The following is a 20,779-nucleotide window of genomic DNA, read 5'->3' as shown; positions in this document are numbered from 1 at the left end:
CGGCGAGCGGGGGTGGACGCGGGCCCGCGTCCGGGGGGACGCGGGCTGATGCCGAGCCAGGCGGCGCGCGGCGACGTGGACGGCGCCCTCGCCGCGTTCGAGGAGGCGCTGGCGGCCTACGAGCACCTCCCGTTCCCGGTGGGGCAGGGCCGGACGCTGCTGGCGATGGGCCGGGTCCAGCGCCGCGCGAACCGGCGCCGCGCGGCCCGGGACGGCCTCGAACGCGCGCTCGCCCTCTTCGAGGAGGTCGGCGCGGCGGGGTGGGCCGGGCTGACCCGTGCCGAGCTGGCGCGCCTCGGCCTGCGCCGTCCCGCCGGGCCGGGGCTGACCCCGCGCGAGGAGCAGGTGGCGCGGCGCGCGGCGGGCGGCGCGACGAACCGCGAGATCGCCGCCGACCTGTACATCAGCGTCAAGACGGTGGAGGCCAATCTCGCCCGCGCCTACCGCAAGCTCGGCATCCGCACCCGCGCCGAGCTCGGCGCCCTGATGGGCGGCCCCCGGGGCGAAAGGTAGGGAAACACCCGACGTACCGGTCCGGTGCGGCGGCTTACGTTGGCGTCACGAAGACGGGGGCCGACAGGGGACCGGACGGATGGTGGACGTTCGCCACCGCCGTGGCCGCGGCCCGCGGCGTCCGGCGGTGCCGGGCGTCCGGGACCGAGCACCTCGACGAGTGGCCCGGGGCATGCCGAGCAAAGGATCCGCCTGTGTTCCGACGATTGCCGATCCTGGCCGCGTCCGCGGTCCTGACGACCGGTCTCGCCGCGGGCTGCGACGGCTCCTCGCACTGCACGGCCGTCCGGATCGCCGACGCGTACGAGGTCTACGCCCCTGTCGTGTTCACCGTCCTCCCCGAGGTGCTGCCGAAGACGATCCCCGGCCTCGCCGTCGACCTCGGCCTGTTCACCGCGGACACCCTCGCCCGCTACATGATCGACCACAAGGTGAAGGACGGCCGGACCTGGCTGCTGATCGAGCAGACGATCCAGGGGCAGCGGAAGACGACGGTGTTCGAGCTCGGCACCGCCCGCGAGCTCAAGGTCAGCGTGAACGGCGCGCAGCTCCGGCAGGTCGACCTCTACGTCCGGGAGCGCCAGGTCAGGGTGGTCATTCCGCAGGACACGCCCGCGACGGTCACGGTCACCGACGCCTCCGGCGGCGACGGCGTCGCCAGGCACGGGACGGTGGCCGGCGACCTCGCCGGAACCCGCGACCTCGACACGGGCCGGGTGTTCCGGCACACCCTCGGGAAGGCCGACCCTCCCGCGTCGCGCGCGGGCGACGTCCGGGCGCGCGCCTTCTCGATCAACGGGGGGCTGGACCTGGTCAACGGGGCGCGGGCCGCACGGTTCACCGGGCCGGGGCGTCCGACGCTCGCCGCGTGCCGGTCCGTCCCGGCGACCGCGTGGGCGAGCAAGTTCCGCGGGTACGGTTCGAGCGGCAAGGACCTCGCCTGGTGCCTCAGGACGAACGCGGGCTACTACGGCCTGGCCACCCCGAACTCCGGTGCCAGCGGCGGAGTCGTCTACCTCCTGTGGGCCCAGCCCGGCCTGCCCGTCACGGCCGCCGCCCCGGTCTCCCCGGAGAAGATGAAGAAGTGCTGACCGGCACGGACGGCGTGGCCCGGTGCCGTGGGCGTCCGTTCAAGGGGCTTCGATCAGGGGAGCCAGGGAGGCCTGGATCTCCTCGTCGGTCGGGACGACGTCGACCGTCTCGCCGGAGAGGTGGCTCTCGTAGGCGCCGAGGTCCAGGAGCCCGTGGCCGCTGAGCCCGAACAGGACGACCCGGCTGCTCCGCTCCTCGCGGGCCCTCAGCGCCTCGTCGATCGCGGCGGCCACGGCGTGGGCCGACTCGGGGGCCGGGACGATCCCCTCCGCCCTCGCGAACGCGGCGCCGCTCTCGAAGACCTTGGTCTGCCCGTAGGACGTCGCCTCCACGAGGCCGTGGTGGTACATCGCGCTGACGATCGGCGCGGCGCCGTGGTAGCGCAGCCCGCCCGCGTGGATGTGGTACGCCATGAACGTGTGCCCCAGCGTGTACATCTTCACCATGGGCGTCACGCCGGAGTAGTCGGTGTGGTCCATGAGGTAGCTGCCCCTGGTCATCTTGGGGCACGCGTCGGGCTCGACCGCGAGGAACCGCGTGCCGGTGCTCCCGGACGAGGCCGCGCGGTAGAAGGGGAACGCCAGCCCGGCGAAGTTGCTGCCCGCGCCCATCGCGGCGATCACGACGTCGGGGAACTCGCCGGCCGCCTCCATCTGGAGCAGCGCCTCCTCGCCGATGACCGTCTGGTGCATCAGGACGTGGTTCTCGCCGCTGCCGATCGAGAACCGGGCGCCCTCGCGGGCGTTCGCGTACTCGATCGCCTCGGCGTTCGCGATCCCGAGGCTGCCGGGCGAGCCGGGGTCGGCGCGCAGGGCGGCGCGGCCGACCTCCGTCCGGTCGCTGGGGCTCTCGATGACCTCGGCGCCGTTCAGCCGCATCAGCGTGCCCCGGTACGGCTTCTGCCGGTGACTCGACCGCACCATGAAGACGGTGCACGCCATGCCGTACGGGTGGCACGCCATCGACAGCGCGGTGCCCCACTGGCCGGCGCCGGTGCCCGTCACCATCTCCCGGACGCCGGACCGGCCGTAGTAGTACGCCTGGGCCAGCGCGGTGTTGATCTTGTGGCTGCCCGACGGGCTGGTGCCCTCGTACTTGAAGTAGAGGTGCGCGGGGGTGTCGAGCGCCTTCTCCAGCCTGGACGCGCGGTAGAGCGGCGTCGGCCGCCAGCGCTGGTACTCGGCCCGCACGGGCTCGGGGATCGCGATGAAGCGGGTGGTGCCGACGCTCGGCCTGTACATGGAGAGCGGAAGCTGCGGGCGCAGCGGCCCCTCCCGCCCGTTCCCCGGCGGCGCGGGACGCGGGGCGGGGCGCGGGGCGGGGACCTCGACCGGCAGGTCCGCGAGGATGTTGTACCAGTGCGTGGGGACCTGGTCCGCGCCCAAGCGGAACACCTCGTGCATCCTAGTGCCCCGCCCCGTCCGCTTCGGTAACACGCCTGATCAGATCAACAAGGCTGCCCACGTCGCTGAGTTTGGCCGCCATCACGTCCTCGTCGTCGATCTCGATTCCGTACCGCTTCTCGATCGCCACGAGGAAATGCAGCAGGCTCAGCGAGTCCAGCCCCACGACGGGGGAGTACAGCGAGGTCCGGTCGTCGAGGTGCTCGCGGTCGACGCCTAATTCGAGGACCTTGATGAGGGTGTCCTTGACCTCCGCGGCGAGATCAGGATTGCTGGCACGATCCATGGCATGCACCTCGTCTGCGCGCGCGGCCCCGGGAATTCGCCGGCGGGAGGGATTGGCGGGAGAACCGATATCTGCGAAGGAAACGCGGCCGCCGGCGGAGGCGGCGTATCGCGTGCCGGCAACGTGGTCGTCGGCCCCGGCTCCACGGGGCCCTGGCTCCGTCCGGGCGGCCGGGCCGCCCGCGGCCGCGGCGTCCCCGCCTCGGCCGCCTGACGGTCCGTACCGTACGACAAGCGCCTGCGGTGTGCAAGGCATCGGTTGGACGACTCGACGGGTCCGACCTGCCCGAAGTTCGCCCTATTCAAGATCGGCGGAGTAGTGGACAATGGACGGCGACCGATGATCGTTGCCGGGTTTCCGCGGCGGGGGCACCGAGTGGTTCCCGGTATCCCGCGAGGTGCCGTTCCGGTGAATGGGGAGCCATGCGGTGGGAATGGGACGGTGCCGAGGACGAACTGTCCCGCGAGTTACGCGGGCTCGGCGAGGAGTTCCTGAGCAAAGACGTGGCCGAACGCGACCGGGACGGAGTGTTCAGCCGCGGCGATTGGACGTCCTGCGCCGAGCATGGCGTCCTCGGCCTGCTCCTGCCGCCCGAATACGGCGGCGCCGGACGCGATCCCGTCGCCTATGCGCGCGCGATGGAGGGCCTCGGCTACGGCTGCCTCGACAACGGCCTGATGATGGCGATGGGCGCGCACGTCCTGGCCGCCGAGGTGCCGGTCTGGGAGTTCGGCGACGAGGAGCAGCGCCGGAGGTACCTGCCCGGGCTCGCCGCCGGGCGGCTCATCGGGGCCAACGCGATGACCGAGCGGGGGAGCGGGTCCGACGCGCTGTCGCTGGCGACCGTGGCCGAGCCCGACGGCGACTCCTACCGGCTGACCGGACGCAAGCTGTACGTCACGAACGCGCCGGTCGCGGACCTGTTCGTCGTGTACGCGACCGTGGACCCGAGCCTGGGATTCACCGGCGTGACGGCGTTCCTCGTGGAGCGCGGCGACGCCGGCGTGTCGGTGAAGGAGCAGGCGGAGAAGATGGGCCTGCGCACCGCCCGCTGGGGCGAGGTCGAGCTGGACGCCTGCCGGATCCCCGCGTCCCGGAGGCTCGGCGCCGAAAGGCAGGGGGGCGCGGTCTTCGCGCGGACGATGGCGTGGGAGCGGGCGCTGCTGATGGCGCCGTGGCTCGGCGTGATGCGCCGCGAGATCGACGAGTGCCTGCGCTTCGTCCGCCGGCGGCGCCAGTTCGGGAAGCACATCGGGCACTTCCAGTCGGTCGCCAACAGGATCGTCGACATGCGGATCCGCTGGGAGGCCGCCCGGCTGCTGCTGCACCGCGCCGCGGCGGAGCTGGACCGGCCGGAGGCGGGCATCTTCCCCGAGATCGGCAAGCTGTACGCGAGCGAGGCGGCGGTGGACGTCCTTACCAGCGCGATGCAGGTCTACGGGGCCGTCGGCTACACCACCGGCGGGCGGGTCGAGCGGAACCTGCGGGACGCGCTCGGCATGACGATCTCCTCGGGAACCTCGGACATGCAGCGGGTGATCATCGCCGGGAGGCTCGGCATCACCTGGCCGGACACTGAGACGAACACCGAGGGGAACGGGGACGGGCGGTGAGCGGCCTCGGCGACGACCTGCGGCGCTGGGCCCGGGAGCGGCCGGAGGCGCCGGCGGTCGAGTCCGAGGGCGGGGCGCTGACGTACGGCGAGCTCGACCGGCGCAGCGCCGCGGTGGCCCGCGCGCTCATCGGCGCCGGGGTCGTCCCGGGCGACCGGGTGGGCCTGTGGCTGCCCAAGTCGATCGAGTCGGTGATCGCCGTCCACGCCGTCCTGAAGGCGGGCGCGGTCTACGTTCCGATCGATCCGAGCGCGCCGTTCAACCGGGCGGGCCGCATCCTCGCGGGCTGCGAGGCCGCCTGCGTGATCGTCCAGGACGACCGCGTCGGGTGGCTGAGGGACAACTCCTCCTGCCGGATCATCTCCGTGGGTTCGAACGCGGACGAGACCGTCGGCTCGTCGGCGGCCGGGCCGGTCATCGACTGGGAGCGGGCGGTGGCGACCGCCCCGGCGGACGGCGTGCGCGAACCGTCGGTCGATCCCGACAGCCCGGCCTACATCCTGCACACGTCGGGTTCCAGCGGCGTCCCGAAGGGCGTCGTGCTCTCGCACCGGAACGCCCGCGCGTTCGTGGACTGGACGGTCGACGAGTTCGGCCTGGGGCCCGGCGACCGGGTCGCCAGCCACGCGCCGTTCCACTTCGACCTGTCCGTCCTGGACCTGTTCGCGACGTGCCGCGCCGGCGGCTGCGTGGTGCTGATCCCGGAGAGCCAGGTCGGGCTCGGCGGCGCCCTCAACCGGTTCGTCGCCGACCGGCGCGTCACCGTGTGGTACTCGGTCCCGGGCGCGCTGACCCGGATGCTGGCCGCGAAGAACGCGCCGCTGCTAGCGGAGTCGCCGCTGCGGTCGGTGCTGTTCGCGGGGGAGACGTTCCCGATCGCCCAGCTGCGGCGGCTCCGCGCGCTCGTCCCCGACGCGGGCCTTTACAACCTCTACGGGCCGACCGAGACCAACGTGTGCGTGTACCACCGCGTCCGCGCGTCGGACGTCGCGCCGGAGCGCAACCGACCCGTGCCGATCGGACGTCCCTGCCCGTACGCGCTGACGTTCCTCCTCGACGAGGACGGCCGCGTGGTCGAGGAGGAACCGGGACGGTCCGGGGAGCTGTGCGTCGCGGGGGACTCGGTGATGCTCGGGTACTGGGGCGACGGCGACCTCACGGCGTCCAAGACGGTGCTGGTCCCGCGGGACGGCGCGGAGCCGCTGAAGGCGTACCGGACGGGTGACCTTGTCCAGGTCGACGGCGATCTGAACTACGTGTTCCGCGGGCGGGAGGACGACATGGTGAAGGTCCGCGGCCACCGTGTCGAGCTGGGGGAGATCGAGGCGGTCCTGACGGCCGCGGACAACGTCCGGGAGGCCGCCTGCGTCGCGGTCGGCGACGGGCCCGACGAGCGGGCCGTCGAGGCGTACGTGGTGCCCGAGGCCCGGCCGCTCGACGTGTCGCTGGTGCGCCGGCACTGCCTGGACGAGCTCCCGCGCTACATGGTCCCGGCGCGCGTGCACGTCGTCGCCGAGCTCCCGGTGACCGGGAACGGCAAGATCGATCGGCGCGGCCTTGCCGGCTCCTGAGCGGACGCGGCGATGAAGGTCCTGACCGAGACGTGGGAGAGCGCGGCGATCGGCCGGAAGAAGTCGGTGACCGTGGCCCTGCCGCCGACCTACTCCCCAGTAGGCCGGCCGTTCCCGGTGCTGTACCTGCTGCACGGGTTCGGCGGCAACCGGCACACCTGGCTCCAGTGCGAGGACCTCGCCGCCGAGGTCGACTCCGGTGACCTCATCCTGGTGCTCCCGGAGTCCGGGCGCGCCTGGTTCATCAACGACGCCAGGGGCCGCCGCTACGAGGACTACCTCGTCGGCGAGGTCGTCCGCCATGTCGACGACCGCTTCAACACCGTCGCGCGCCGGGACGGGCGCGGCATCGGCGGGTTCTCGATGGGCGGGGCGGCCGCCCTCTACCAGGCGCTGCTGCACGGCGACCGGTTCTCGGTCGTGTGCAGCAACGGCGGCGCGTTCGAGGCCCCGCTGCGGGAGGGCGACCCGTATCACGGCCTGCGCGGCGACAGGAACCTCGCGATACCGACGACGCGGGACCACGAGCGCGTGTGGGGACCGGTCGGCAGCGCGGTGCGGCGCAGGTACGACCCGTACCGCCTGCTCCGGAACCGGAGGCCTGAGCACCCGCTCTCGATCTACCTCGACGTCGGCCTGGACGACTACCCGCGGATGGTCTCCATGAACCGGCGGATGCGCGACGCGCTCCGCGCCGCCGCGGTCCCGCACGAGTACCGGGAACGCCCCGGCGGGCACGACTGGGACTTCGTCAACGCCGGCCTGCCCGACGTCTTCGCGTTCGCGCGGAGCCATCTCCTTTCCGGGTGACCCGTCCGGGTGACCCGCGCGTCACCGCGACACGAGAAAGAGGACGCTCATGTGCGGTATCACCGGATGGGCCGACTGGGCCCGGGACCTGCGGGGGCAGCGCCCCATCGTCTCGGCCATGACGCGCACGCAGACCCCGCGGGGACCGGACGCCGAGGGCATCTGGCTCTCCCGCCACGCCGCGTTCGGGCATCGGCGGCTCGCCGTCATCGACATCGAGGGCGGCGGGCAGCCGATGCTGCGGACCGGACGCCGGGGCGCGCCGGTCGCCATCACGTTCAGCGGCGAGATCTACAACTTCCAGGAGCTCCGGGAGCGGCTGCGCGCGGCCGGCCGGACGTTCACCACCCGGTCGGACACGGAGGTCCTGCTGACGGCCTATCTGGAATGGGGCCCCGATCTCGTCACACGCCTCAACGGCATGTACGCGTTCGCGATCTGGGACGAGCACGAGCAGCGGCTCCTCCTGGCGCGGGACCGGCTCGGGATCAAACCGCTCTACTACGCCCCACTGGACGGCGGGATCGTGTTCGGCTCGGAGCCGAAGGCGCTGCTGGCTCATCCGGGGATGGCGGCCGAGGTGGACCTCGAAGGGATCGCCGAGCTGACGGCCGTCCCGCGGGCCAGGACGCCCGGCCACGCCGTCTACCGGGGGATGCGCGAGCTGCGGCCGGGATGCCGCCTCGTCGCCGACGCCTCCGGGCTCCGGGAGGAGCGCTACTGGCAGGTGGAGGCCAGGCCCCACACCCAGGACTTCGCCACCACCGCGGAGGAGGTCCGCGCCCTCCTCACGGACATCGTCCAGCGCCAGGTCGTCGCCGACGTGCCGGTCGGCACGCTGCTCTCCGGAGGCATCGACTCCAGCGTCATCACGGCCCTGGCCGCCCGGGAGTTCGAGGAGCTGACGAGCTACTCGGTGAGCGTCCCGGCGCCCGCCCGGCCGGGAAGCGACCTGTGGCGGCCGAGCCCCGACGAGCCGTACGCGAAGCTGGTCGCCGAACGGCTCGGCCTCAAGCACTCCGTGGTGGAGGTCAGCGCGGACAGCCTCGTCGAGGGCGTCGAGCGCGGCCTGGAGGCGCGGGACCTCCCCGGCTGGGGTGACCTGGACACCTCGATCTACCACCTGTTCCGGACGGTCCGTGAGCAGTGCACGGTGGCGCTGTCGGGGGAGTCCGCCGACGAGATGTTCGGCGGCTACACCTGGCAGGTCGACCCACGGTACATCGGGCACACGTTGTTCCCGTGGATGTACGGGAGGCGCCAGCCCGAGTCGCTCCTCCGCGAGGAGGTACGGCGCGAGATCCGGCCGGAGGAGTACGAGGCCGACCGCTACCGGCAGGCGCTGGCCGAGGTCCCGCACCTGGATGGCGAGGACGCCGGCAGGCGCAGGGAGCGGGAGGTCTTCTACCTCGGCCTCACGCGCTGGCTCGGCGCGCTCCTCGACCGGAAGGACCGGATGAGCATGGCCGTCGGGCTGGAGGTGCGGGTCCCGTTCGCCGACCACAGGCTCGCCGAGTACCTGTTCAACGTCCCGGCGGGGGTGAAGGCGAGCGGCGGCACGGAGAAGGCGCTGCTGCGCCGGGCGTCCGCGGACCTGCTGCCGGACGAGATCGTCAACAGGCCGAAGAGCGCCTACCCGGCCAGCCGGGACCCCGGATATCTTGCGACGATGAGGGACCTGGTCCTGGACCTGCTCGGGGAGCCGAACGCCCCGCTCTTCGACCTCATGGACCGCGAGAAGGTCCGGACGGCGGTCACGTCCGGCCTGGACGCGCTGCCCGGCCCCATCACGGCCCGGACGTCCGCGATCGGCCTCTCCTACCTCCTCGAACTGAACAGGTGGCTCACGCGGGTGCGCGTCGTGTCGTGACTCACCGCCGCGGCGGAGGCGCGGGTTCGGACGCGTAGCGCTCCCGCAGCTCGGACTTCCGGATCTTCCCTGTGGCGGTCTTGGGCAGGTCCGTGACCAGTTCGAGGCGCTGCGGCCAGTACGCCCGGGTCATCCCGGCGGCGTCCAGGGCCCGGTGGAGGTCGTCCAGGCTCACCGGCGTGCCCGGACCGGTGGGCGTCACGACCGCGCAGATCGTCTCGTCCTCGCGCTCGTCGCGCAGGCCGATGACCGCGACGTCGGCCACGGCGGGATGCCGGCCGATGATCGCCTCCAGGTCGGTGACCGGAGCGATGTTCGCGTTGCGCAGGATCATGTCCTTGGCCCGGCCGGTGATGCGGATGCCCCCGCGCCCGTCGGGACGGGCCAGGTCGCCGGTGTTGAACCACCCGTCCTCGTCGAGGTCGGCCGCGTACAGGTCGTCCCGGCGGTAGTAGCCGAGGCACTGCGTCGGCCCCCGGATCCACAGCACGCCCTCGCCGTCGGCCCGGTCCGCCACCGGATCGATCCGCAGCTCGGTGTCGGCGATGGGGCTGCCGTCGCTGTGCGCGGCCCAGTCCTCCGGATCGTCCGGCCGGGTGATCGTCGCCGGCCCGTTCTCCGTCATGCCCCAGAGCGAGAACAGCCGGAGCCCGAAGACGTCCCTGGTCTCGCCGATGAAGTACGGCGGTATCGGGGCGGACCCGCTGACCAGCCAGGTCAGCCGCGGCAGGGCCCGCGGGGCCGACCGCTGGGCCTCGAACAGGCTGAGCAGGTAGAACGGCGCGCAGTAGAAGAACGTGACCCCGTGGGACGCCATGAGGTCGAGGGCGTCGCCGGGGTCCTTGGAGTCCTGGAACACCATGGTGCCGCCGAGCGCCAGCGGCATCAGCATGCCCTGCACCACGCCGGTGTAGTGGGTGTAGAGCGCGGTGGTGTACATGACGAGCCCGTCGTCGAGGCCGAAGGCGTCCGCCTCGCCGCGGACGGCCGCGTACAGCGTGTTCTGGCTGTGCAGCACCCCCTTCGGCTCGCTCGTCGTGCCCGACGTGAACAGCACGAGGTAGGGGTCGTCGGGACCGAGTTCGCGCTCGTCGAGGACGTGGCCGTGCCGCTCCTCCCAGGGCGTCCCGAAGAAGAACGACTCGAACGCGTGCGTGCCTTCGGGCCCCTCGCCGTCCGCGACGAACACCCGCTCCAAGGACGGCAGTTCGGCGGCGAACTCCGCGCCCAGCTCGCCCAGCCGGTCGCCGTTGTCCTCGGCCATGGTGATGAGGACGCGGGCCTCGGTGACGCGCAGCATGACGTCCAGCTCCCGGCGCCGGTACGTCTTCATGAGCGGGCAGTACACGACCCCGGCGCGGATGCAGCCGAGCGTGAGGGCCGCGAGCTCCCACCTGTCGGTGAGCTGGGCCGCGAGGACGTCCCCGGGCCGCAGCCCGAGCTCGACGAGGGTGCCGGCGCACCGGTCGGAGGCCGCGGCCAGCTCCGCGTAGTCGAGCCGGTGCGTCCGCCCGTCGCGCATGCGCCGCGTCACCACCGCCGCCTTCCGCGGCGTGTCGCGCGCGTGCCGCCGCAGATCGTCGAGGAAGGTCGCGTCCCGCCACCAGCCGCTCTCGCGGTAGCTCGCAGAGATGTCGGTCATGTCCGCTCTCCAGTCCCGTTCAGGAAGCAACGCGGTCGATGCCCGGCGCCGCCGGCCAGGACCCGCGCCGGTCCCGCGCGCGGTCGCGCGGGGTGACCGGAGATGGCCGACGACACTCGTATCGTGATAAGCCTGCCCTGCGGTGAAGATCCATGATCTTATCCGTTCTGTCCAGACCGCCGCGGCGGCGCCGCCGGTCGCGTCCGGCAGCGTGAGGCCCCCATGCCGTCTGCGAGCCCGCCCGACCGCCGCGCCGCGCCCGCAGGTGAGGGCGGGGGTGGCGCGGGCACCGGGCCGGCGCTCGCCCTCCTCGCCGGCTGCCAGCTCGTGCTCGTCGTGGACGCGTCCATCGTGAACATCGCGCTGCCCAGCGTCCAGCGCGGCCTCGGCTTCACCGACGCCGGGCTGTCCTGGGTCGTCAACGCCTACACCCTCGCCTTCGGCGGCCTGCTCCTCCTCGGCGGACGGGCCGGCGACCTGCTCGGCCACCGCCGCGTGTTCGCCGCGGGCGTCGCCGTGTTCACCGCCGCCTCGCTGGCCGGGGGCCTCGCGGCCACGCCGGGCTGGCTGCTGGCGGCCAGGGCCGCGCAGGGCGCCGGCGCCGCGCTCGCCGGACCCGGATCGCTCGCGCTGATCGCCACGACCTTCCCGGACGGGCCGCGCAGGAGCCGCGCGCTCGTCGTGTTCTCGGTCGCCGGGAACGCGGGCATGGTGGCCGGGCTGGTGCTCGGCGGGCTGCTCACCGCCTGGGCGTCCTGGCGCGCCGTCCTGTTCGTCAACGTGCCGGTCGGGGTCGCGATCGTCGCGCTGGCGCCGCGGGTCCTGCGCGAGTCCCCGGGCCGGGAGGGGCGCTTCGACATCGCCGGGGCGCTCGCCTGCACGCTCGGCTCGACCCTGCTGGTGTACGGCTTCATCCGCGCGGCCGAGCGCGGCTGGCACGAGAGCCGGACGGTCGGCGCGTTCTGCGGCGCCGCGGCGCTGCTCGCGCTGTTCCCGGCCGTCGAGTCGCGCGCCCGGCAGCCCATCATGCCGCTGCGGCTGTTCGGCGACCGCGACCGCGTGGGGGCGTTCCTGATGCGGCTGCTCCTCACCTCCGCGATGAGCGGCATGCTGTTCTTCCTCACCCTCTACGTGCAGGTCGTCCTCGGGTACGGGCCGCTGGCGACGGGGTTCGGCTTCCTGCCGACGACGCTCGCGCTCATCACCGCCAGCCGGGCGGTGCCCCGGCTGCTGCGCCGGTACGGCCCGCAGCCCGTCATGGCGGCGGGCGCCGCGCTGTGCGTCGTGGGGATGGCGTGGCTCACGCGCGTCTCCCCGGACAGCTCCTACCTGGCGATGATCCTCGGGCCGGTGCTGCTGTTCGGCGCGGGCACCGGCCTCGTCGCGGTGGCGGCGACGTTCGTGGCGATGGCGTCGGTCCCGCCGGGGGAGTCCGGCGCGGCCTCGGCGCTGCTCCAGAGCATGCAGCAGATCGGCGCGTCGCTGGGCGTCGCCGTGCTGGTCACCGTCGACCACGCCGCCGCGCGCGGAGCCGCGCACGGGGCCTCGCGGGTGGAAGGCATGCGCGGCGCGTTCACCGCGGGCCTGGCCTTCACCGTCGCGATGCTCGCGATGGCGCTGGTCGCCTTCCGCCGCCGCGCCGCCGGTGAGGAAAGCACCGGATCGCACCTCTGAACGCGCGGCTCGAAGACGCCATCGCCCAGTAGCGCATCGTCGAGCGGGCCGAATTCGGGTACCCCGAAAAGGGATATTCACCCTGTATGAAAATAGCCCGACCGTGCGGGAAGTCGCGCCGAACCGACCAATTCACCGCCGATGCGGGAACGGTCCTCGCCCCGCGATGAAGATCAACATAATGTGTGATCTGTCCGACGGCACCACCGACCTCCCGGAGGTCCGCATGCGCTGCGACGGCCTGTTCCTCGCCGGGCTCGCCCACCGGCTCCCGGACGCGGTGGACGTGGACGGCGCGGTCGCCGGCGGCCGCTACGACCCGGCCGACCGGCGGGCCGACGCGTACGTCTCCGTCACCGTCGCCGCGGCCGAGGCGCCGCCCGAGATGGCCGCCGCCGCGGCGCGCTCGGCGCTCGGCCGGGCGCGTGCGCGGCCGTCCGACGTGGCGCTGCTCCTGCACGCCTCGGCCTGGTTCCAGGGCGTCGACTACTGGCCGGCGGCGTCCTACGTCCACCGCGAGGTCCTCGGCGACGCCGGCCGGCACGCGCCCGCGCTGGACGTCCAGCAGATGTGCGCCGGGGCCATGGGCGCGCTGGAGCTGGCCGCCTCCTACCTCGCCGCCGACGCGTCCCGCGCGTCCGCGCTGGTCACGACCGCCGACCGGTTCGCGGACCCGGGCTTCGACCGCTGGCGCGGCGACGTGCGCGGCATCGTCTACGGGGACGGCGCGGCCGCGGCGCTGATCGGCCGGACCGGGTTCGCCCGGCTGCTGTCCGTCGCGACGGTCGCGGACACCGCGCTGGAGGGCATGTACCGCGGTGACGAGCCGTTCGCCCCGGCGCCCGGCCGCACCGTGGACGTGCGCTCCCGCCGCGACGCGTTCGCCCCCGTCGCGAAACGGCTCGCCGGAGGCGTGGCGGGGCGGACCGCATCCGGCCTGAGCGAGGCCGTCGGGCGGGCGCTCGACGAAGCCGGGCTCAAGCTCGGCGACGTCGCGCGGTTCGTCTTCCCGAACGTCGGCCTGCACGTCCTGCGGACCCGGTACGCCGAGCCCCTCGGCCTGGACGTCGAGCGCACCACCTGGGACTGGGGCCGCCGCACCGGCCATGTCGGCGCGGCCGACCAGCTCACCGGCCTGACCCACCTGGTCGAGACCGGAGAGGTGGCGCCGGGGGACCGGGTGCTGCTGGTCGGGATCGGCGCCGGATTCGCGTGGACGTGCGCCGCCGCCGAGATCACCGAAATCCCGGACTGGGCCGCCTGACGCGGTTCCGCCGCGCGGCGCCCATGGCACGACGTCACAAAGGAACCGATCAATCCTGTTCTCATCTTGATGGTTCCGATTTGCGCAAGATCATGTTTTTATGTTGGCTGACCGACTCGCGCCGGTACCCCAAGGGTGTGGTTGCCGTTGAAGGTGCTTTACATCACCGGATGGTGCCGCAGCGGGAGCACGATGCTCGGCAACACCCTCGCCGAGACCCCGGGCGTCGTCCACGTCGGCGAGTTACGTTTCCTGTGGCGGAACGGGGTCCTCGGCACGGGCAGCAACGGCCGGTGCGGATGCGGCGCGAACCACCGGGAGTGCCCGTTCTGGTCCGAGGTGCTGGAGGAGGTCCGCCCGCCCGGCCGGACGCTCGGCGAGCACGCCGCCGACGTCGTCGCGTGGCAGGAGGCGTACCGGACCAGGCACACCTGGAAGGTGCTGCGGGACCCGCCGCGCAACGGCTGGCCCGGGACGCTCGCCGCCGCCTACCGCGCCATCGCCCGCGTCTCCGGCGCGGAGGTCATCGTCGACAGCTCCAAGTTCGCCTCGGACGCCGCGCTGCTGTCGGCGCTGCCCGGGATCGAGGGCCGCTACGTCCACCTGGTCCGCGACCCGCGCGCGGTCGCCTGGTCCTGGCTGCGCCCCAAGGACTACACCGGGTACCGCTCGGCGCTGAACAGCACGCTGCACTGGACCGGCTTCAACCTGGCGGCCGAGGCCGTCGGCCGCGCGCACCCGGCCGACGCGCTGCGCGTCCGGTACGAGGCCCTCGTTCGCGACCCGCGTGCCGTCGTCGGCCGCATCCTCGCGCTGGCCGGGCACGCGGGGCCGAATCCCGTGGCGGCCGATGGAACGGTCGAACTCGGCGGGAACCACACGGTCACCGGCAACCCCAACCGGTTCGGGCGCGGCCGGACCGTCATCGCGGAGGACCGCGGGTGGCACGGGGCGCTGCCCCGCCGCCAGCGGTCCGCCGCCACGCTGCTGGCGCTCCCGCTGCTGCGCCGGTACGGCTACGGCAGGAGGGCCTGACGTGGATCTCGGACTGGACGGGAAGGTGGCGCTGGTCGCGGGCGGCTCCGCGGGCATCGGGCTCGCGATCGCCCGCGACCTCGTCCGCGAGGGCGCCGCGGTGTCGATCGCGGGACGCGACCCCGCGCGGCTGGCCAAGGCCCGCGACGCCGTCCGCGCGGAGCTGGGCGCGGACGTCGGCACCCGCGCGCTGGACATCCGCGACACCGGGGCGGCCCGCGCCTGGGTCGACGACACCGCCGCCGAGCACGGCGCGGCGCACATCGTGGTCACCAACGGCGCCGGCCCGCCCGGCGGGCCCACCGGCGCGTTCGGGCCGGACGACTACCGCGCCGCCGTCGAGCTCGGCATGATCGCCCACATCGGGCTCGTCCAGGCGGCGCTGCCGCACCTGCGCGCGGCGGGCTGGGGGCGGATCCTGATGGTCACCAGCGAGACGATCCGCGACCTCATCCCCCGGTTCGCGCTGTCGGGCATCGCGCGCTCTGGGCTCGTCGGGTACGCCAAGACCCTCGTCCACGAATTGGGCCCCGGGGACATCACCGCCAACGTCCTCGCCCCCGGGTACACCGCGACGGACGCGCTGCTCTCCGAGCTCACCGGCGACGCCGAGGCGGAGACCGCGCGCGTCGCGCGGGAGGCGGGCATCCCGCTCGGCCGCGTCGCCCGCCCGGAGGAGGTCGCCGCCGCCGGGGTGTTCCTGCTCAGCGCCCGCGCGAGCTTCGTCACCGGCACCGTCCAGGTCGTCGACGGCGGCCGTTCCCTGGGAGTGTGATCCGTGACCGACGTGCGCATGATGCTGGACGACCCGGAGCTGGCCCGGCGCAGCCCCGGCGAGGAGTTCGCCCTCGCCCACGCCAGGCACGGGCCGGGCGCGTCGGTCGAGCTGCGGGCCTCCATCAGCGACCTGTTCCCCCCGGCGAAGCGCCGCCCCCGCCTCACCGTGCGGCACCTGCTCCGCAAGGCCGTCGTCGGCGCCGACGAGGTCACCGTCTTCACCGAGCGCGCCGAGAACACCGCGCCGGACGCCGCCGCCCCCGAGTGGGAGTTCGAGGTGGGCGCCGCCACGGTGAAGACGCAGACGATCCGCGCCTCGGTCCCGGTGCCGCGGGAGATCCTCGCCGACCCGGCCGCGCTCGCCGCGTTCGTGGACTACCGCCTGCTCGTCCGGCTCGGCACGGTCGAGAACGACGTCCTGCTCAACGGGACCGGCCCGATCCGCGGCCTGCTGCGCTCACCGGGCCTGCGCCGCCGCCCCGACGGCGGCGCGGACGGCGCCGCGGACGCATCCGCCGCCGAGGCGCTGCTGGCGACGGCGGCGCTGTGCGAGTGGTACGGCGGCTCGGCCGACGGGATCGTCATGCACCCCGACGACTGGTGGCCGCTGGTCGCGGACGGCGCCTTCCTGGAACGGCTCGCCGTCCAGGGCGTCAAGGTCAGCCGCACCCGCATGGTGCCCCCGGGCACGGCCCTGGTCGGCGACTTCACCGCAGCGGCGACCCTGCTGGACCGCCGCTCCTCGACGATCCGCCTGGACGGCGGCACGCTGGTCGCCGAGATCCGCGAGGGGCTCGCCGTCCACCTGCCGGGGCACTTCGTCACCACCGCGCTGCCGGGCCGGCGCTGATGGCCGGGAGGGCGCCGGGCGCGCCGGGGGATCCGCCGGCGGCGGACCTGCCGGCCGTCGCCCACCGGGTGCGCGAGCACATCGTGGGCATGTGCGCCGGGCCCGAGGGCGGCCACCTCGGCGGGTCGATGTCGCTCGTCGAGATCCTCACCGTCCTGTACTTCGCGGTGATGCGGATCGACCCGCGCCGCCCGGCCGCGCCGGACCGCGACATCCTCGTCCTCAGCAAGGGCCACGGCGCGATCTGCCTGTACGCGGTGCTGGCCGAGCGGGGCTTCTTCCCGGTCGCGGAGCTCGCGGGGTACGCCCGTCCGGGCGGCAGGCTGATGGGCCATCCGGTCCGCGCCGTGCCGGGCGTGGAGATGCCCACCGGCTCGCTCGGCCACGGGCTCGCGCTCACCAACGGGTTCGCCCTCGCCCGCCGGGACCGCCGCTGCTTCACCGTGCTGGGCGACGGCGAGCTCCAGGAGGGGTCGGTCTGGGAGGCGGCCATGGCGTCCGCCGCGCTCGGGCTGGGCAACCTGACGGCCGTCGTCGACCGCAACGCCCTCCAGATCACCGGCCCGACCGAGGACGCGATCGGCCTGGAGCCGCTGGCGGACCGCTGGCGCGCCTTCGGCTGGACGGTCCGCGAGGTGGACGGCCACGACCTCGGCGCGCTGCACCGGGCCCTCACCCAAGCCGAGACGGACGGCGCCCCCGAGGCGGGCAGGGCCGGGCGGGAGCGGCCGGTCGTGGTCATCGCGCGCACCGTCAAGGGACGGGGGCTGCCGTCGGTCGAGGGCAAGGTCCGCGGCCACTACGCGAGGCTGAGCGAGCGGCAGGCCGAGCGGTCCCTGGCGGTGCTGCGCGCCCGGCGCAGGAGGGCGGCCCCGTGACGGACGCGCGGGACGGCGCGGGCACGGCCGCGCCGCCGTCCGCCCGGGAGGCCTACCGCGACCTGCTGCCCGCGCTGATGCGCGCCGACGACCGGCTGTACTGCCTCGACAGCGACACCGGCCTGTTCGACCGCGCCGCGTTCGCCGGCGTCCCGGACCGGTACCTCAACCTCGGCATCGCCGAGCACAACCTGATGGGCACGGCCGCGGGCCTGGCCGCCAGCGGGAAGATCCCGTTCGTCACCACGATGGCCACCTTCGCCACCACCCGGGCGCTGGAGGCCGTCAAGATCGACATCGCGTATCCCGCGCTCCCCGTGCGGATCGTCGCGACCCACGGCGGGCTGGCCGCGGGGCACCTCGGCCCGACCCACCACGCGCTGGAGGATCTGGCGATCATGCGGATGCTGCCCGGCTTCACCGTGGTCGTCCCGGGCGACGCGCGGCAGGCGGGGGAGGCGGTCCGGCAGAGCGTGGGGCTGCCCGGCCCCGTCTACATCCGGCTCGGCCGCTCCGCCACCCCGGACCTGGACGCCCGCGCGGCCGGGACCGGGCCGTCCGCGGGGGAGCCGTTCGAGATCGGCCGGGCGCAGTGGCTGCGTCCGCCGGGGGACGTGGCGCTCATCGCCGGCGGGCCGCATCCCGTGCTGGCCGCGCTGCGGGCCGCGGACCTGCTGGCGGCGCACGGCGTGCGGGCCGCCGTGCTCAACCTCCACACGCTGCGCCCGCTGGACGCGGACGCCGTCGTCGCCGCGGCCGCCGGGACCGCGGGCGTCGTCACGGTCGAGGAGCACTGGCGCTCCGGCGGCCTCGGCGGCGCCGTCGCCGAGACGCTCGCCGAGCGCGCGCCCGCCCGGGTCGCCCGGATCGGCATGCCGGCCGCGTTCGCCGAGCGCGTGGGCGGCCAGGACGACCTGCTCGGCTGGTACGGCATCACGTCCGGCGCCATCGTCGCGGCGGCCCTGAACCTGATCAGCGGAACCCCTGGAGGTGGCACCGATGACCCTGACCTGTCCCGAGTGTGAGGGCCCGGTCGAGCTCGCCGAGCCGGTGCGGCTCAGCGAGATCACCCAGTGCGCCGACTGCTCCAGCGAGCTGGAGGTGGTCGGGCTCGACCCGGTGGCGCTCTCCCTCGCCCCGGAGATCGAGGAGGACTGGGGAGAGTGACGCCGGTGGCCGTGCTGGCCTCCAGGGTGCGCTACGAGGAGAAGCGCGTCTTCGCCGCCCTGGAGCGTCGCGGGGTGCCGTACGAACACGTCGACACCCGCCGCTTCAGCGCCGAGCTGGGCGCGCCCGGCGGGGACGGCCCCCCGTACGCGGCGGCGCTGAACCGGGACGTCTCCTACAGCCGCGGCCTCTACGCGTCGCTGCTGCTGGAGGCGCGCGGCGTCCCGACGGTCAACCGGTCCTGCGTGATCTCCGTCTGCGGCGACAAGGTGCGCACCTCGCTGGCGCTGGCGCGCGCCGGGGTGCCCGTCCCGCGGACGGCGGTCGCGCTCACGCCCGAGGAGGGCGCCGAGGCCGCCGAGCGGCTCGGCTTCCCCGTCGTGGTCAAACCGCTGACGGGCTCCTGGGGACGGCTGGTGGCGGCGGTCCGCGACCGGGCGGGCGCCGAGACCGTCCTGGAGCACCGGGCGGCCCTGCCCTCGCCGCAGCAGCACATCGTCTACCTCCAGGAGCTCGTCGACAAGCCGGGCCGCGATGTGCGGGTGATCGTGGCGGGGGACGAGGTGGTCGGTGCGGCGTACCGGTACGGCGACGGTTGGCGCACCAACGCGGCGCTAGGCGCGCGCTCGGAGCCGTGCCCGCTGACCCCGGAGCTGACCGGGCCCGCCCGCGAGGCCGCCCGCGCGGTCGGCGGCGGGGTGCTGGGCGTCGACCTGGTCGAGGGGCCCGATGGGCCGCTCGTCCTGGAGGTCAACCACGCCGTCGAGTTCCGCGGCCTCCAGGACGCGCACGGCGGCGCCGTGGACGTGGCCGACGCGATCGTCTCCCACGTCCTGAAGGTCGCGGCGCAAACGGAGGCGGGCGCGTCACACGAGACCGGCTCGCACGAGACCGGCGCGTCGCACGAGGGCCGGTTACCCGGCGGGCGCGGGGAGACGGAGTGATCCGGGTCTGCGTCATGGGCGCCGCCGGGTATCTGGGCGGCGAGCTGCTGCGGCTGCTGCTCGGGCATCCGGGGACGGAGGTCGCCCAGGCGGTCTCCACCCGCTTCCCGGGCCGGCGCGTCGACTCCGTCCACCCCAACCTGCGGGCCCAGACCGACCTGCTGTTCAGCGCGCCGGACGACCTCGCCGGCTGCGACGTGCTGATGACGGCCACCCCGCACCGCGCCACCATGGCCCTGCTGCCCGAGGCGAGGCGGCACGCCCGGACGGTCATCGACCTGTCGGGCGACTTCCGGCTGCCCGACCCCGCGGTTTACGAGCGGTACTACGGCGTCTCGCACACCGCGCCCGAGCTGCTGGGCGCGTTCGTCCCCGGGATCCCCGAGTACTTCCGCGCCGAGCTGGCCGGGGCCGACCTGATCAGCGTGCCGGGGTGCATGGCCACCGCCGCGGTCCTCGCGCTCCGCCCCCTGGCCGGGCTGATCGGGCCGGACGTGCAGATCGACGCCCGCACCGGGTCGAGCGGGTCGGGGGCGCTCGCCGGGGACGCGAACCTGCACGCCGAGCGCAGCGGCGCCATGCGGGTCTTCGCGCCCGTGCGGCACCGGCACGAGGCCGAGGTGTCCCGGCTGACCGGGCTGAACGCGCGGATGACCGCCACCGGCGTCGAGGCGGTGCGCGGGGTCCAGGTCGTCTGCCACGCGACCGGCGCCACCGGCGCGGCCGGCGCTGCCGGCACGGTCGGCGAGAAGGCGCTCCGCCGGGCCTACCGCGACCGCTACCGGGCCGAGCCGTTCGTCCGGATCGTCGTGCACCGCGCGGGCGCGCACCGGCTGCCCGACCCCAAGCTGCTGTCGGGCTCCAACTACTGCGACGTCGGCTTCGCGGCGGACGGCGACCGGATCACCGCGATCGCCGCGCTGGACAACCTCGTCAAAGGCGGCGCGGGCGCCGCGGTCCAGTGCCTCAACATCCGCACCGGGCAGCCGGAGACCCTGGGCCTGGGCTTCCCCGGCCTGCACCCGATCTGATGGGCGTCGTCGTGGTGAAGTGCGGCGGCGCGGTCCCCGCCGAGGCGGTGTGCGCGGACCTCGCCGGCCTCGCCGGGCGGGCCGTCCTCGTGCACGGCGGCGGTCCCGACATCGACCGGCTGGCCCGCGAGCTCGGCGTGCCCGCCCGCACCCTCGTGTCGCCCAGCGGCGTCACCAGCCGGCACACCGACCCGGCCATGCTCGACGCGGTGACCCTCGCCCTCACCGGACGGGTCAAGCCGCGGCTGCTGCGCGCGCTCGCCGCGGCCGACGAGCGTCCGGTGCATCACCAGCGCGACCGCCATCCCGAGGACCAGCTCGACCGCGACGCTGACGACGGTGACGACGGCGGTCACCTC

20 protein-coding genes are annotated in these 20,779 nt (G+C 74.3%); 17 read left to right on the top strand and 3 right to left on the bottom strand.

Annotated elements, in window-relative coordinates; all coding sequences use genetic code 11:
* Together E1300_RS34800 and E1300_RS34795 are read left to right on the top strand one after the other, a co-directional pair.
* The coding region (locus E1300_RS34800) for a helix-turn-helix domain-containing protein (RefSeq protein ID WP_131761363.1) at positions 1 to 513 on the top strand (513 nt) is incomplete at its 5' end.
* Between the two features lie 194 nt (positions 514 to 707).
* A complete protein-coding gene (locus E1300_RS34795) occupies positions 708 to 1,604 on the top strand; it encodes a hypothetical protein (RefSeq protein ID WP_131761362.1) in 897 nt (298 codons plus the stop codon).
* Between the two features lie 39 nt (positions 1,605 to 1,643).
* On the opposite strand, the gene E1300_RS34790 is transcribed toward E1300_RS34795, so the two are convergent.
* Positions 1,644 to 2,999, bottom strand: coding sequence for a TrpB-like pyridoxal phosphate-dependent enzyme (locus tag E1300_RS34790; RefSeq protein WP_242619573.1), 1,356 nt, complete (start codon positions 2,997 to 2,999; stop codon positions 1,644 to 1,646).
* Positions 3,000 to 3,009: 10 nt separating this feature from the next.
* Positions 3,010 to 3,294, bottom strand: coding sequence for an acyl carrier protein (locus E1300_RS34785; protein WP_131761360.1), 285 nt, complete (start codon positions 3,292 to 3,294; stop codon positions 3,010 to 3,012).
* A 422-nt stretch (positions 3,295 to 3,716) separates the two neighbouring features.
* Here E1300_RS34785 and E1300_RS34780 point away from each other — a divergent pair, with 422 nt between their 5' ends.
* From E1300_RS34780 to asnB, 4 genes are read left to right on the top strand one after another with little or no spacing between them, the layout of a single operon-like run.
* Positions 3,717 to 4,907, top strand: a complete 1,191-nt coding sequence (locus E1300_RS34780; protein WP_131761359.1) for an acyl-CoA dehydrogenase family protein — start codon at positions 3,717 to 3,719, stop codon at positions 4,905 to 4,907.
* Positions 4,904 to 6,478: an amino acid adenylation domain-containing protein gene (locus E1300_RS34775; RefSeq protein WP_131761358.1), complete on the top strand. Its 1,575-nt coding sequence runs from the start codon at positions 4,904 to 4,906 to the stop codon at positions 6,476 to 6,478. Before E1300_RS34780 ends, E1300_RS34775 begins: the two co-directional genes overlap by 4 nt.
* 12 nt (positions 6,479 to 6,490) lie before the next feature.
* Positions 6,491 to 7,288 (top strand): alpha/beta hydrolase, encoded by a 798-nt coding sequence (locus tag E1300_RS34770; protein WP_131761357.1) that lies wholly within the window; start codon positions 6,491 to 6,493, stop codon positions 7,286 to 7,288.
* A gap of 49 nt (positions 7,289 to 7,337) precedes the next feature.
* The gene (asnB, locus tag E1300_RS34765) at positions 7,338 to 9,158 is read left to right on the top strand and encodes an asparagine synthase (glutamine-hydrolyzing) (RefSeq protein ID WP_131761356.1); all 1,821 of its coding nucleotides are present in this window, start codon (positions 7,338 to 7,340) and stop codon (positions 9,156 to 9,158) included.
* 1 nt (position 9,159) lies between these two features.
* Here the strand turns inward: asnB and E1300_RS34760 are convergent, their stop codons facing one another.
* Positions 9,160 to 10,800 (bottom strand): AMP-binding protein, encoded by a 1,641-nt coding sequence (locus tag E1300_RS34760; protein ID WP_131761355.1) that lies wholly within the window; start codon positions 10,798 to 10,800, stop codon positions 9,160 to 9,162.
* Positions 10,801 to 11,022: 222 nt separating this feature from the next.
* Here E1300_RS34760 and E1300_RS34755 point away from each other — a divergent pair, with 222 nt between their 5' ends.
* From E1300_RS34755 to E1300_RS53590, 11 genes are all read left to right on the top strand, one after another.
* Positions 11,023 to 12,474, top strand: coding sequence for an MFS transporter (locus tag E1300_RS34755; protein WP_131761354.1), 1,452 nt, complete (start codon positions 11,023 to 11,025; stop codon positions 12,472 to 12,474).
* Positions 12,475 to 12,655: 181 nt separating this feature from the next.
* Positions 12,656 to 13,738, top strand: coding sequence for a ketoacyl-ACP synthase III family protein (locus tag E1300_RS34750; RefSeq protein WP_131761353.1), 1,083 nt, complete (start codon positions 12,656 to 12,658; stop codon positions 13,736 to 13,738).
* Positions 13,739 to 13,891: 153 nt separating this feature from the next.
* Positions 13,892 to 14,773: a sulfotransferase gene (locus E1300_RS51840; protein ID WP_242619574.1), complete on the top strand. Its 882-nt coding sequence runs from the start codon at positions 13,892 to 13,894 to the stop codon at positions 14,771 to 14,773.
* Between the two features lies 1 nt (position 14,774).
* Positions 14,775 to 15,548, top strand: coding sequence for an SDR family NAD(P)-dependent oxidoreductase (locus tag E1300_RS51835; protein WP_207400120.1), 774 nt, complete (start codon positions 14,775 to 14,777; stop codon positions 15,546 to 15,548).
* 3 nt (positions 15,549 to 15,551) lie between these two features.
* Positions 15,552 to 16,400, top strand: coding sequence for a family 3 encapsulin nanocompartment shell protein (locus E1300_RS34740; RefSeq protein ID WP_131761352.1), 849 nt, complete (start codon positions 15,552 to 15,554; stop codon positions 16,398 to 16,400).
* Positions 16,400 to 17,278 (top strand): transketolase, encoded by an 879-nt coding sequence (locus tag E1300_RS34735; protein WP_131761351.1) that lies wholly within the window; start codon positions 16,400 to 16,402, stop codon positions 17,276 to 17,278. Before E1300_RS34740 ends, E1300_RS34735 begins: the two co-directional genes overlap by 1 nt.
* Positions 17,275 to 18,303: a transketolase family protein gene (locus tag E1300_RS34730; protein ID WP_131761350.1), complete on the top strand. Its 1,029-nt coding sequence runs from the start codon at positions 17,275 to 17,277 to the stop codon at positions 18,301 to 18,303. Before E1300_RS34735 ends, E1300_RS34730 begins: the two co-directional genes overlap by 4 nt.
* Entirely contained in the window at positions 18,278 to 18,445 is a 168-nt protein-coding gene (lysW, locus tag E1300_RS34725; protein ID WP_131761349.1) for a lysine biosynthesis protein LysW, read from the top strand. Before E1300_RS34730 ends, lysW begins: the two co-directional genes overlap by 26 nt.
* On the top strand, positions 18,442 to 19,389 hold the full coding sequence (gene lysX, locus E1300_RS34720; RefSeq protein WP_242619572.1) for a lysine biosynthesis protein LysX: 948 nt from the start codon (positions 18,442 to 18,444) through the stop codon (positions 19,387 to 19,389). The genes lysW and lysX overlap by 4 nt, the downstream gene beginning before the upstream one ends.
* On the top strand, positions 19,386 to 20,420 hold the full coding sequence (gene argC / locus E1300_RS34715) for an N-acetyl-gamma-glutamyl-phosphate reductase (RefSeq protein WP_131761348.1): 1,035 nt from the start codon (positions 19,386 to 19,388) through the stop codon (positions 20,418 to 20,420). Before lysX ends, argC begins: the two co-directional genes overlap by 4 nt.
* On the top strand, positions 20,420 to 20,779 hold a 360-nt coding region (locus E1300_RS53590), incomplete at its 3' end, for an amino acid kinase family protein (protein ID WP_442316427.1). The genes argC and E1300_RS53590, both read left to right, overlap by 1 nt.

Source organism: Actinomadura fibrosa, assembly GCF_900659615.1.
GTDB lineage: Bacteria > Actinomycetota > Actinomycetes > Streptosporangiales > Streptosporangiaceae > Spirillospora > Spirillospora fibrosa.
This window is presented reverse-complemented; position numbering and strand designations above follow the sequence as displayed.

What these genes read in the sequence shown, in the direction of transcription:
- E1300_RS34785 (WP_131761360.1), bottom strand. Translation starts at nt 3,294, where the DNA reads ATGGATCGTGCCAGCAATCCTGATCTCGCCGCGGAGGTCAAGGACACC.
- E1300_RS34780 (WP_131761359.1), top strand. Translation starts at nt 3,717, where the DNA reads ATGCGGTGGGAATGGGACGGTGCCGAGGACGAACTGTCCCGCGAGTTA.
- E1300_RS34770 (WP_131761357.1), top strand. Translation starts at nt 6,491, where the DNA reads ATGAAGGTCCTGACCGAGACGTGGGAGAGCGCGGCGATCGGCCGGAAG.
- asnB (WP_131761356.1), top strand. Translation starts at nt 7,338, where the DNA reads ATGTGCGGTATCACCGGATGGGCCGACTGGGCCCGGGACCTGCGGGGG.
- E1300_RS34760 (WP_131761355.1), bottom strand. Translation starts at nt 10,800, where the DNA reads ATGACCGACATCTCTGCGAGCTACCGCGAGAGCGGCTGGTGGCGGGAC.
- E1300_RS34755 (WP_131761354.1), top strand. Translation starts at nt 11,023, where the DNA reads ATGCCGTCTGCGAGCCCGCCCGACCGCCGCGCCGCGCCCGCAGGTGAG.
- E1300_RS34750 (WP_131761353.1), top strand. Translation starts at nt 12,656, where the DNA reads ATGTGTGATCTGTCCGACGGCACCACCGACCTCCCGGAGGTCCGCATG.
- E1300_RS34735 (WP_131761351.1), top strand. Translation starts at nt 16,400, where the DNA reads ATGGCCGGGAGGGCGCCGGGCGCGCCGGGGGATCCGCCGGCGGCGGAC.
- lysW (WP_131761349.1), top strand. Translation starts at nt 18,278, where the DNA reads ATGACCCTGACCTGTCCCGAGTGTGAGGGCCCGGTCGAGCTCGCCGAG.